Annotated in this window: 12 protein-coding genes, 1 pseudogene and 1 riboswitch; of the genes and pseudogenes, 10 read left to right on the top strand and 3 right to left on the bottom strand. The window is 43.3% G+C overall.

What is annotated here, in order from left to right; translation table 11 throughout:
* Positions 1-161 precede the first annotated feature (161 nt).
* A pseudogene (locus tag Len3610_RS11250) lies at positions 162-1465 on the bottom strand (alanine/glycine:cation symporter family protein).
* Positions 1466-1658: 193 nt separating this feature from the next.
* Here Len3610_RS11250 and Len3610_RS11245 point away from each other — a divergent pair.
* On the top strand, positions 1659-1856 hold the full coding sequence (locus Len3610_RS11245; RefSeq protein WP_176446155.1) for a hypothetical protein: 198 nt from the start codon (positions 1659-1661) through the stop codon (positions 1854-1856).
* 862 nt (positions 1857-2718) lie between these two features.
* Here the strand turns inward: Len3610_RS11245 and Len3610_RS11240 are convergent.
* Positions 2719-2907: a GNAT family protein gene (locus Len3610_RS11240; RefSeq protein WP_176448028.1), complete on the bottom strand. Its 189-nt coding sequence runs from the start codon at positions 2905-2907 to the stop codon at positions 2719-2721.
* 565 nt (positions 2908-3472) lie between these two features.
* On the opposite strand from Len3610_RS11240, the gene Len3610_RS20955 reads away from it, so the two are divergent.
* From Len3610_RS20955 to Len3610_RS11205, 8 genes are all read left to right on the top strand, one after another.
* Positions 3473-3697 (top strand): hypothetical protein, encoded by a 225-nt coding sequence (locus Len3610_RS20955; RefSeq protein WP_255259572.1) that lies wholly within the window; start codon positions 3473-3475, stop codon positions 3695-3697.
* An 87-nt stretch (positions 3698-3784) separates the two neighbouring features.
* Entirely contained in the window at positions 3785-4288 is a 504-nt protein-coding gene (locus Len3610_RS20950; protein ID WP_255259571.1) for a proline dehydrogenase family protein, read from the top strand.
* A 244-nt stretch (positions 4289-4532) separates the two neighbouring features.
* Entirely contained in the window at positions 4533-5969 is a 1437-nt protein-coding gene (locus tag Len3610_RS11230; RefSeq protein WP_176448027.1) for an amidase, read from the top strand.
* 126 nt (positions 5970-6095) lie between these two features.
* Positions 6096-6704, top strand: coding sequence for an HAD family hydrolase (locus tag Len3610_RS11225; protein WP_176448026.1), 609 nt, complete (start codon positions 6096-6098; stop codon positions 6702-6704).
* 283 nt (positions 6705-6987) lie between these two features.
* On the top strand, positions 6988-7452 hold the full coding sequence (locus Len3610_RS11220) for a hypothetical protein (protein WP_176448025.1): 465 nt from the start codon (positions 6988-6990) through the stop codon (positions 7450-7452).
* A gap of 213 nt (positions 7453-7665) precedes the next feature.
* Positions 7666-8319, top strand: a complete 654-nt coding sequence (locus Len3610_RS11215; protein ID WP_176448024.1) for a ribonuclease H family protein — start codon at positions 7666-7668, stop codon at positions 8317-8319.
* Between the two features lie 394 nt (positions 8320-8713).
* Positions 8714-8760, top strand: a riboswitch (PreQ1 riboswitch).
* A gap of 76 nt (positions 8761-8836) precedes the next feature.
* The gene (gene queF / locus Len3610_RS11210) at positions 8837-9331 is read left to right on the top strand and encodes a preQ(1) synthase (protein WP_176448023.1); all 495 of its coding nucleotides are present in this window, start codon (positions 8837-8839) and stop codon (positions 9329-9331) included.
* Between the two features lie 86 nt (positions 9332-9417).
* Positions 9418-10044, top strand: a complete 627-nt coding sequence (locus Len3610_RS11205; RefSeq protein ID WP_176448022.1) for a queuosine precursor transporter — start codon at positions 9418-9420, stop codon at positions 10042-10044.
* Positions 10045-10185: 141 nt separating this feature from the next.
* On the opposite strand, the gene Len3610_RS11200 is transcribed toward Len3610_RS11205, so the two are convergent.
* Complete coding sequence (locus tag Len3610_RS11200) at positions 10186-11292, bottom strand: branched-chain amino acid aminotransferase (RefSeq protein ID WP_176448021.1); 1107 nt, start codon at positions 11290-11292, stop codon at positions 10186-10188.
* A 310-nt stretch (positions 11293-11602) separates the two neighbouring features.
* Between Len3610_RS11200 and Len3610_RS11195 the strand changes: the two genes are divergently transcribed.
* Positions 11603-12565 (top strand): bile acid:sodium symporter family protein, encoded by a 963-nt coding sequence (locus tag Len3610_RS11195; protein ID WP_176448020.1) that lies wholly within the window; start codon positions 11603-11605, stop codon positions 12563-12565.
* Positions 12566-12579 lie beyond the last annotated feature (14 nt).

Here is a 12579-nt window from a genome sequence, read left to right as displayed (position 1 = left end):
TGATAAAAATGCTTCTGAATTTTTAATTTTGACCTTCAATATATGCAGAATGTGTTTCTATGAATAATTCAGGCCTCATACTAAAGTTCGTTGACCAATCCTATTAGTGAAGACAAATTGAAAGCGCCTCGCCCTATAATGAGCAAGACGCTTTTTATATGCTAGACCGCTTCCTTTTTCTCTTTGGCCCGTATTTCGTTAAAACGTTTGGTTTCCTTAACAACGACCCCTGATAATAGCAATAGGCCGATTAAGTTCGGTATGGCCATTAGACCGTTAAAAATATCACCCAAGTTCCATACAGTATCCAGTGACATTGTTGCGCCGGGGATTATAGCCAGGACAAAAATGACTCGGTACAGCATCGTAAAGTTGTCGCCCACCATGTACGTGAAACATTTTTCGCCAAAGTAACTCCAGCCTAAAATAGTAGAGAAAATGAATGTTAACAGTGTGACAGCGACGATGATATCACCAAAGCCGGGCAGCAGCAGCTCAAACGATTGGGCTGTGAGTGCAGCACCCTCAGTGCCACTTGCGTATAGATCGGCCATGTAAGGCAGACCTGTTACTGTTACAAACGATAATCGTATCAATAAAGACCTGGGTCATCGAAATAAGTGCCTGGCGTGCAGGGACATCCGTGCGGCAGCTGCAGCGGCAATCCCGCCGGTACCCAGACCTGCCTCATTTGAAAACAGCCCGCGGGCAACTCCCATCGGATAACGGTTCCAACGGCGCCCCCGGCAACAGCCTGACCAGTAAAGGCATCATTAAAAATTAATCCAAAAGCTGCCGGTACAGCATCGATATTCAAGAAAATAATTAAAATTCCGGCTATCAGATAGAAAACAACCATTACCGGGACAAGGATACTCGCCGTCCGGCCGATACTTTTGACACCACCAATAATAACAAGTCCGACGAGAATAGCAAAAATCAGACCAGTAACCCAAAGCGGAATGTTGAACACATCATTGGCAACATCCGAAGCAGCATTTGCCTGAATCATGTTGCCGATTCCGAAGATGGCCGCAAAAACAGCAAAAAAGGCGAACACAATACCCAGCCATTTTTGTCCCAGACCCTTTTCTATATAATACATAGGACCGCCGGACATTTCGCCTTTAGCATTTTTGACTATTTGACGCCGAGAATCCCCTCGGAATATTTTGCCATCCGACTACGCTGGTAATCCACATCCAAAACACAGCACCTGGTCCCGGCAACGACCGCTGTTGCTACCCCAACAACGTTCCCTGTACCAACTGTTGCGGCTAAAGCCGTTCAATGAGTGCCTCGAAATGATTATATCCCCTGCTGATTTGATCATGTTTTTAAAGGTGATTTCAGTGCATAAGGCAGCATTCGAAAGGAGAAAAACGCTAATCGTACTGTTAAATATAAACCGGTCCCCACCAAAAGGATATCAGCGTAAGCCCCAAACGAAATTGCTTATTTTCAGCGGTTATGTTTGCCAGCCAATCTCCCATATAATCTTTCCCCCTTATTATAAGATATAGTATAAAGGTATATGAATATTTTAAATATGTCAATAACTCCGACGAATTATTAAGTGCTATTAACAGTTTTCGTTATAATTTAAAAGCCAGTGGGGAAAATAACTGTAACATCGCCAAGTATAGGAGGTAAGTCATATGTCAGAGGAAAATAAAAACCGAAATAAAGATAAAAACAAGCAGAATAATAAAAACAGGTTTGAGAAGCAAAAGCCTGATCCTGATGTGGAGCTGGCTGAGGATCGGAGTTTCTCAATCTTGATAACAAGCGGAATAAGCGTCAATATGTCTTGTTTACTGATTAATACTGCTGTTCATATTGCCAGCAGCTTTTAAATTTCCCGAAAATTGTATTTGGGGCGATCTGCATTCTTTATTTTTCGTTTATGTTATGCAGAAAAATAATTCTTTAAGTATGTGAGCCTTCATAAAACTTAATTTTGCACTCTTTACTATTGTTCAGAAACCGTCTATCTTAAAGTTAAAGATAGCCATGGCATATTTGTCTGTGATGAAAAGACGTATGATATTATAGGCGTAACAAAGAGTAAAAAATGGAGTGACATGGATAATGGGAAAATCGGAGTTACAGCAAATCTAGGAGCTTTAGAAAACTTTCGAAAATATTAATCAACAATTGCAGCAGATGGCAAAACGCATAGAACAGCGTATGGATAAGCGTTTTGAACAGGTTGACAGCGCTTTGACCAGATGGATGAACGGTTCGAAAGACTCGAGGCAAAGTCGGCGGTATGCGGTGGAATTAACTGAAACGCAGGAACAGTTGACTTTCTATCCAGTAAAAATGCACAACACGAGAAGAAACTTCGGCATACGTACAGTCAGTTTTCTTAACCTATTTGGAAAATGTTTTTTCAATAAAGTGTGTGAAAAGGATCAGAAAGTGCTATGACTTCCTGACCTTTCCGGCAGATACTCAACAAGCTGCTCTTTTGATCAGAAAGTGCTATGACCTCCTGAATCCCATGCAGCGATTGTCATCTTTAATAAGTTTCTTTTCTTTATTGTAACGTCCAATAGTCGCGTTGAAACATACACATCATAAGGCCATCATGATATTCCCCGTTTATAAAAAAGTGTTCAATCATTTCTCCCTCAGCCCGGAAGCCGAGTTTTTCATAAATATGATGCGCTTTCTCGTTTACTTTATCAACAATTAAAATAAAGCTATGCAGGTTTACACGGAAAACGCATAATCCATCGCTAATTTAGTGGCTGTGCTGCATATCGTTTCCTGGTGGGTCGATGATGATAGCAAATTCCGCATCCGGTGCCGCTGTTCAATGTCAAACAATCCCACAAACCCCAATGACTCATCACCATCAGTTAAAATGAATTCGCGATGCTGTGATATCTTTGTTATCATAGTTTCTTCAGCTCCATGTATAAGCTTCACTGAACCAGTAGTTCATCACATCCGGATTGTTGAATAAACGTGTGCAAAAATGTTAATCGTCTTTTCCCAGTGTTCGCAATCGTATATTGTTTGCCATGTTGTCATCTCTCCTTTTTCAGTATTTATAGAGATTGTTCGAAACGTCCATCTTCTTTTGAACATGCACTATATTAGCAGGAAGTCTGATGTCAGTCATCGATGTTAACTCGGAAATATTTCACATCTTTAACATGCTATTTATTTTCGAGTTATTTGTAGTATAATAGAAATATAACCACACCGCATGGTGGTAATTTGGAGCATTATGTATGCACTTACATTAATGTATTACAGATTAAATCGAGAGTTGTCACCATGGCAAATATGACACGAATTTTCATAGGTTTATCAAATAATAGATTTCTAAACAGCCAGGCGAAAAAATGGATTTGTCCTGGGGTGCTGATAAATTTGTTGCCGGCACTAACTGTTGAAAGTGTTATGAAAGCGGTTAAGACTGAACGAGCAAGGAATCTGTACACTGGATACTTGTGATTTGTTTCAGATAAAAACAGAAGCCAGTCAGGCCAAGAATAAAATTATCACGCTGCTCGATGCGATTCACAAGGAAAGTGCAGATTGCCACTTATCGGTAAAATTAACCCAGCTCGGAATGGATATTGATCAAAACTTCTGTATTGAAAATATGAAAGACATTTTGAGTGCAGCGAAACGATACGATATTTGTCAATATCGATATGGAGATTTATGCACATTATGAGCAAACGTTGACACTGCATAAGCTTCGGAAAACTATGATAATGTCGGACCGCATTCAAATATTTATCTTTACCGCGCGGAGGATGATTTGGCTGACTTGAAGGATGTGCGGATCAGACTCGTCAAAGGTGCCTATAAAGAAAGTGACGAGGTGGCCTATCCAGATAAAGAGGATGTCGACCGCAACTTTTTGAAGCTTGCCAAACAAAGGCTACTGGCGGATACATTCACTTCCATCGGTACGCATGACCATCATATCATTAATGAGCTGAAAACATTTGTTCAGGAAAATAATATAGATCATGATAAATTTGAATTCCAGATGCTTTATGGCTTCCGGAATGATATGCAGAACAAACTGGCGGATGAAGGTTACAATTTCTGTACGTATATTCCATTTGGCGATGATTGGTTCGGCTATTTCATGCGCCGTCTCGCCGAACGTCCGCAAAACATGAATCTGATTGTGAAAGATGCGTTATATACCGAGGACAATAAATTGAAAAAAGGCCCGATTGTTGCCGCGGCAGCCGTCCTATCTGCACTGGCGCTGTGGGGGGTTAGAGCCAGAAGGGAAAAAAAAGGTGATTGAATGAGCAAGCAGTACCGTGAGTCGCGGTGCTGTTTTTAATACTGAGAAAAGATAGGGCGGGTGGGCTTATTGAAATGATAAGGTCAACTCAATGACGAAAATGAACCGGGAAATAATGACATTTCAATCAAATCTTCCCAATTTTTTGATATACTACACCTGAGAGCGGCTTGGAATTATTAAGGTTTTACTGCGAAAAGTTTAGCGGGGTCTTAATTATTGTTCAAAAGGCAGGTGTTAAAAAATGCCGATTGATACTGAAAAACGAGCATCATCTATTCTTGATATGGATGCCACATCATTGGCTGAAACTATCCAACATAACGACCGGACAAGCACTGAAATTGTGGAAAGCTATATCAATCATCAAAGACAAGTGAATCCTGCGATCAATGCGGTGGTTGAAAACCGTTATGAGAGCGCTATGGACGAAGTACGGCAAAAGGATGAACAGCACAGTCAAGCAAACCACGCGCCATTGTATGGTGTGCCGATAAGTGTAAAAGAATCGTTTCACGTTGCAGGAATGAAAACGACGGGAGGGCTTGTGCATCGCAAACATCTGATCGCCAAGGAAGATGCAGAGGCGGTCAGGAGGTTGAAAAGAGCTGGTGCGATTATTTTGAACAAAACGAATACGCCGATGCTATGCTTTTGCCAGGAAACAGACAATAAACTGTACGGGAGAACGAATAACCCGTGGGATCTTACAAGGACATCGGGCGGTTCGAGCGGCGGTGAGGGTGCATTGCTTGGTGCAGGCGGAGCGGCTGCCGGTATTGGCTCGGATATCGGCGGTTCAATCCGTCTTCCAAGCCATTTCAATGGTGTCATTGGCTTCAAACCGGGGCCCAGTCAGGTGTCTGATCAAGGCCATTTTCCCGGGTTTGATCATCCGCTGCAGAAGCGGATGTCAGGGATTGGCCCAATGGGGAAGTCGGTCAGGGATATTGCGCTTTTATACCGTCTGATGGCTGATGAACGTCCAGTGGAACAGACCATAACCGATTTTACCATTGATATTTTGCCGGACTGGACGGGCTTTCCGATGTCTGCTGCCACGAAGCATGCACTCAATCAGGTTGAGGGTGTATTAAAGCAAGATATGACAGTCAGGCGATCTGTGCCGCCTTATTTCGGCAAGAGTGCTCAGCTCTGGCAAGAGATTATGTCCATTGACGGTGGCAAGGCTGTTGCAGAATTGGCTTACAATGGGGAGCCAAACGTTGTATTATCTTATTTGAAAGAAAAACTCAGTCAGAGAACATCGATCCACTCTTATCTGTCATGGGCATTGATCGGCGCAAAGCTTTTCAAACCATCCACTCATAGATTAAAAGAAATCGAAGCGACGATTAAACAGGGAGATGATGTCTTAGCTTCCTATTTACAGGATCGGCTGCTGATTTTTCCCGTTTATCATATGGGCGCTCCTGAACATGGTAAGGTCTATCAGGAAATTTTCTCAATTCGTAAAACCTTTCTGCAGTATATGCCATATGTGGCCTATGCCAATGTATGGGGACTGCCGTCATTGACAGTACCCGTTGCTGAGAACGAAAATGGGCTGCCGATTGGCGTTCAGGTTATGAGCATTAACGGGAATGAGAACGCGATTTTTGATGCCGGGAAGCTGTTGGAGGATCGATTGAGAGGATATGTGCGGAGTGCCACGGTTTGAAGCAGTAGTGAAAAGCGGATTTAAAGTGGAGGCTGTATTGTATTGTACAGCCTTTTTCTGCCTCGAATATTTACTTTAATGTCGATCTGAATTAAAATTAAATCAGAGGTGATGGGTGTGGGCGTTGTGACCGTTGACTTTGATGGCACGCTTTATCAGGGTGATTCGTTCAGCATGATGTTCAAGGCGGCGAATAAATCTTTTGGCCTGAAACAGTGGTCGGTTGTCGCCAAAGGCATTGTCAAAGCAGCAGCTGCCGGCCTCGTCAAAGGTAAAAACGCGTTCAGGATGCAATTTTTCAAGGCATTTGCAAAATCATTTAAAGGAATGACCGATAAAGAACTTGATGCGTTTTTCGATAAACTGGTGAGGATGGGCAAGCGGGATATCCATGAAGATTTGATACATAAAATTCGTGAACATGAACGCCAGGGTGACCATATCATAATTTTATCGGGTGCTCTGACGCCATTTTTACAAGCATTTACAAAAGAAGTGGGATTGGATGTCGCTATAATCGGCACGGAATTGCAAGCCGATGGAAGCGGTATATGTACAGGGAATGTCGGTTCTCTCATTAATGGCGATGAAAAAGTGAACTATGTCAGGAAGTGGATGAACCGGCAAATACGGGTTGGCAACCTGACCGAAACTGAGGCGAACGAAACATGGGCTTATGCCGACAGCAAAAGTGACGTTCCGCTGTTTCAATTCGTAAACATCCGGTTGTTGTGAATCCCGATGAGTCTTTGAGAGAACTGGCTGTAAAAAAAGATTGGGACATATTTTAAACCGGATAGAGTGCTTGTGGATTTTTGCATTTCTATTTCAGGACAGATGTAATTGGATGAAAAATAATCATTGCTGAATATGCCAGGCTCTCTTTCAATATAAGTGTTAATAACTGCTACTATAATCACTGTCAGGACTGTTGGCTCATTAATGTCTTATAAAATATTAAATTAGGTCTTTCGTCATTTCATGGACAAAATGAGAATGGATTACGAGGGGGATTTGTATGGGAGAAGAAGGTATTTTGATCGGCTTACTTATCGGCCTGGGGATTTTTTTATTAATTTTTGGTGTCATTGCGGTTATTTTGTATGTGCTGCAAGCGATTGGTCTCTTCAAAATAGCCAAAAGAGAGGGGCAGGCAGATAAGGCCTGGATGGCTTGGGTGCCAATTGTTAATTATTTCCTCTTAACATTATTGGTAGAAAATGACGTTCACCCATCTATTAGAGGTAAATTCACGTTGATATATGGCATTGCTTTAGCGGCATCCGTATTGCTTAATTGGTTTATTCCGCCATTGGTCTTTTTACCATTGATCGTCATCGTTTACGGTTTTTATTTTCTGGCGGAAAGATATTCCACAAATACAGTTGCACATGTTGTTATAGCAGCAATCACTATGAGTGCAGCCATTCCGATACAACTATTTTTGTTTCGTAATAGAGAGCCAGTGACACAACAGAAATGATCGTGATTTGTTTTTGATGATAAAGGCGACCGTATTTCTCTTCTGATTCTCTCTTTATTGAAAATGCAAATGTATTATGCTGATTTAACGTTACAAACTATGAAAGCGATGCAACCGCAATGGCGGCTATCTGAATGGGTTATTTACCGTTATATGCAGGACAAACCGGGAAAACTATCGATGACGAATTAAATATGCAAAGGTGATTGAGCCATGAAGTTCAGAATCGAATTAACATATACAACACCAAAGGGGACTGAGACGTTTTTCAGTTCAGATGAGATGCCGGCTGCCAAAGCGCTTCTGCTGGCTGAGGATCTGGAAAAGACAGGGCGCGCCAGGCAGCTGATATTCATTGATCAGTACGATAGTGAATGGACAGTGAAGGAATTAACAAAACAGATGGAAGCTATTCAGACGGAACCGCATGATGTGACGGTTTATTTTGACGGCGGCTTTGACAGGGAAACCAAAAAATCCGGTCTTGGGTGTGCTGTTTATTATGAGCAGAATGGCAAGTCCTGGCGCCAGCGCAAAAATGCGTTGGTTGATGAGCTTGAAACGAATAATGAAGCAGAGTATGCGGCGCTCCATCTGGCCATACAGGAGTTGGAAGTATTAGGGGTTCACCATTTGACAATTGCATTTGCAGGAGATTCCCAGGTTGTGATCAATCAGCTAAAAGGTGACTGGCCATGTTATGAGGCGGCGTTAAATCAATGGGCTGACCGGATTGAACATGACCTTGAGCGGCTTGGAATCGAGCCTGAATATGAGGTTATTTCCCGAAAAAACAATCAGGAAGCGGACCGGCTGGCGTCGCAAGCTTTAAAGGGTGTTGAGGTAACGAGTACGATTGAGTTATAGCGCTTGTTGGCTGGGAGGATTTTTAATCACATTGAATGAAGTATGATACGCCTGGCGAAAAGTGGTTCCCGCGCAATAATGGCGAAATTCGCGCGGCTACAGCGTGTTTTCGCGCGAGGCTGCCCCAATTTCGCGCAACAACCACATGTTTTCGCGCGAGGCTGCCCCAATTTCGCGCAACAACCACATGTTTTCGCGCGAGGCTGCCCCAATTTCGCGCAACAACTACATAATTTCGCGCAACCCTCACTGTTATTTGGCGCGGTGTGCCTGAATTTCGTACAACAACCGTACTAAACCATACGACACCACACCCTAAAGTTTCATTCGTTGACACAGAAACATTTAAGCCATATAATAGTCATCATGAATTGGATAAATTTCCGTTCTGACAACGGGAGAGGTTCTTAGCTTTAACCCTCTATAAAAAACTAAGGACAGATGATATCAATGCTGAAACCATGTGCCTTAGGCCGTGGTTTTTTTATTGCTTAAATGCTGATGGGAGGAATTGACAATGACAGAACGTCGGGATGATTTACAGGATTTGGCGCAATTGGGGAATCAGGGAACCAATTATCAGTTTGATTATACGCCTGATGTGCTTGAGGCAATTGATAATATGCATCCTAATAGGGATTATTTTATCAAATTCAACTGTCCTGAATTTACAACACTTTGTCCGCAAACCGGGCAGCCGGATTTTGCTACCGTGTACATAAGCTATATACCGGATGAAAAAATCGTTGAAAGCAAATCGTTGAAACTGTATATGTTCAGTTTCCGGAACCATGGGGATTTTCACGAAGATTGCATCAATATTATCATGAATGATTTGATAGATTTGCTGGACCCAAGATACATCGAGGTATGGGGACAATTCACACCACGCGGCGGTATATCGATTGATCCATATTGCAATTATGGTAAACCGGATACCCGATTTGAACAAATGGCAACCCATCGCCTGATGAATCATGATTTGAATCCGGAAAAAATTGATAACCGCTGATAGAGGGTCGGCTAAGAATCCTTTCCCGAACGTATTTTCAATATTTTGGCATGACGCGTTTAGATTTATGACAGGGAGAGGATTGGATGTTTGTTTATTTGTGTGCATTATTTGTCGGTTTGTTGTTATTGTCCAATGTTTTGGGCGTCAAGCTGTTCAGCATTGGCGAGGTCGTGCTTCCCGGCACACTTGTTGTCTATGTTGTCACATACATCATTACGGATGTGATCGGAGAAGTTTACGGGAAGGAAGCTGCTAGGAAGACGGTGCAAGCAGGCTTTTTAACGCAGGTGATTGCACTTGTTTTTATCTTTATCGTCATAGAATTACCGCCTGCCCCGGATTTTGGAATGCAGACGGAATTTGCGGCTGTTTTGGGCGGAAGTTTCAGGGTAATGTTTGCCAGCCTGCTTTCATATGCTGTTAGTCAGAATCTGGATGTAAGTATTTTCCATAGACTAAGGGCAAGGCACGGGGAATCAAAACTATGGCTCCGAAACAACTTATCCACGATAACAAGCCAGCTCGCCGATACGGCCATTTTTATTACAATCGCCTTCTGGGGGACTGTTCCCTTCAGTGTGTTAATGGGCATGCTGGTTTCCCAATATTTGGTGAAATTGCTGATTGCGGTGGCTGATACCCCCGTTGTGTATCTGCTCGTGAAATTTGCCCAAAAAGATACAATGAATGCTAAAAACCCCGGCATATGATGTGTACCGGGGGTTTTGTCATAAGGTAGGAAAGTGTAAATTTCGGATGAGGTTTTTGATTCGAAAATCGGCTAACTCGCCCATTTCTACCAATCCAACCTCCGACCTCTGGCATCTGAAAAGACGCGTCAGTGTTTTTTCTTAACCAGAAGCTTTCAGCGAGCTTTGTCTGACATTTTCAACTTTCTCAACCCAATCAAATGGGTCCTGGATTTTACCATATTGGATGCCTGTCAGGGTATCGTAAAGCCGTTTGGCAACAGCGCCGGTCTGACCTCCGTTAATATCAAGGTGCTCATGCTCCCATACAAGTTGGCCGATTGGCGATATGACGGCTGCTGTTCCGGCGCCGAATGCTTCTTCCAGCTTTCCTGTTTTATGCGCCTGTTTCACTTCTTCCATTGAAATTTTACGCTCTTCAATCGGGACGTTCCAATGCTCCAGCAGCTGAATAACCGAATTACGGGTGACGCCTTCCAGAATGCTGCCGTTCAAAGCCGGCGTGACAACCGTACCATCAATCTTGAAAAATACATTCATGCTGCCGACTTCCTCGATATATTTCCGCTCAACACCGTCAAGCCACAATACCTGAGCAATACCTTCTTCAGCGACTTCCTGAGCTTTGAGGCTGGCTGCGTAGTTCCCGCCGGTTTTTGCTTCACCGGTCCCGCCTGTCACAGTACGGACATACTCGTTTTCAACGGCAATTTTCACCGGATTGATGCCTTCTTTGTAGTAAGCACCGACCGGCGATAAAATAATAATAAATTTATAATGACGTGATGGTGCCACTCCAAGATAAGCCTCGGTTGAAATGATGAATGGACGAATATAAAGAGAGGTCCCTTCAGCTTTTGGTATCCAGTCTTTATCCAATCCTACAAGCTGCTTGACTGCCTCGAGCGCAAAACTTTCATCAATCGCCGGGATGCAAAGCCTGCTGTTGGAATGATTCATACGCTTGAAATTGCGCTGTGGCCGGAATAGTTGGGCATCGCCATCTGATGTGAGATATGCTTTCATGCCTTCAAACACTGACTGCCCGTAATGGAAAACCATTGCTGACGGATCGACAGTCAGTGGCTCGTATGGCACAATACGCGGGTCATGCCATCCTTTATCATCCGTATAATCCATTAAAAACATATGATCTGTAAAACTTCTCCCAAACTCCAACTGATCCGGTTGGGGTTTTTCTTTGCCTGCAGAACAGAGATCTATTCGAATTGCTTGTTCCTCCTTCATGTCGCCATCCCCTTGTGTAAAAAGTTGTATACCATCTTAGAATAAATTTCAGTCAAAAGCAAGCCCAAAATTTGATTTTTTGTATATTGTTATAATGTTTTAAAAATTGCCTTCCCTTGTCAGGGTAAATGTGCTAAAATCTTAAGTCATCCAGCATGTAACTGGCATTAAGCCCCCAAAAAACGGTGGCTGACTGCCAGTAAATGTCCGATTCTGTTCAACTAAACATTCAGCGGGGAAAAGCACCCCACTGAATGCGCTTTACTTTATCTGAATATTTAAATCCAACGAACGATGGAGGGGGATTAGGATGAAAACATTAGAGAAGGTCAGTCATTTTGCAGGAAATACGTTTGCGGTTTGGGTCATATTATTTGCTGTCCTAAGTTTAATCTTTCCGGGCGGTTTTGCGTGGATCGCGCCCCATGTGTCATTGCTCCTGGGAATTATTATGTTTGGTATGGGGCTGACGCTGACACTGGATGATTTTAAAGGTGTGCTCAAAGCGCCGGTAAGTGTTCTTGTTGCTGTGGCGGCCCAATATACGATTATGCCGCTCATTGCATTTGGACTGGCAGTTCTGTTTCAGCTTCCGCCGGAGATTGCTGCTGGTGTTATCCTGGTCGGCTGCTGCCCGGGCGGAACAGCTTCGAATGTCATGACATTTCTGGCGAAGGGAAATACAGCTTTATCTGTGTCTGTAACGGCCGTGTCAACCATTCTTGCGCCAATTTTGACACCGGCACTGACATTGCTTTTTGCCAGTCAATGGCTGCCGGTATCCGCTGCTGATATGTTTATGTCGATTGTGCAGATTGTGCTGATTCCAATTGTATTGGGAATCGTCATTCGCTTGCTGTTCAGTAAACAGGTCGAAAAAAGCATTGCCGCATTGCCGCTCGTGTCTGTTGTCGGGATTGTGGGTGTCGCGGCTGCTGTTGTTGCAGTTAACGAGGGGGACATTCTCACATCCGGTTTGCTGATATTCACAGTTGTCATTTTGCATAACGTCATTGGTTTGGTCATTGGTTATTTGATGGCGAAACTGTTCAGGTTTAACTTTTCAGATCAAAAAGCAGTCTCCATTGAGGTCGGTATGCAGAATTCCGGGCTCGGTTCGACATTAGCGCTTGCACACTTTTCGCCAATTGCAGCCGTTCCAAGTGCCTTGTTCAGTGTGTGGCACAATATCTCAGGACCGGTTCTGGCAACATGGTGGGGCAAGCGAAGTGAAGGGTCATCAGCTGATGATAAGCATAATAAAGCCGGGTGAGGGTGGAGTTGGTT

It is taken from the genome of Lentibacillus sp. CBA3610 (assembly GCF_013373365.1).
Taxonomy (GTDB): Bacteria; Bacillota; Bacilli; order Bacillales; family Amphibacillaceae; genus Lentibacillus.
The sequence above is the reverse complement of the archived record's forward strand: the minus strand, read 5'-3'. Positions and strand labels throughout refer to the sequence as shown.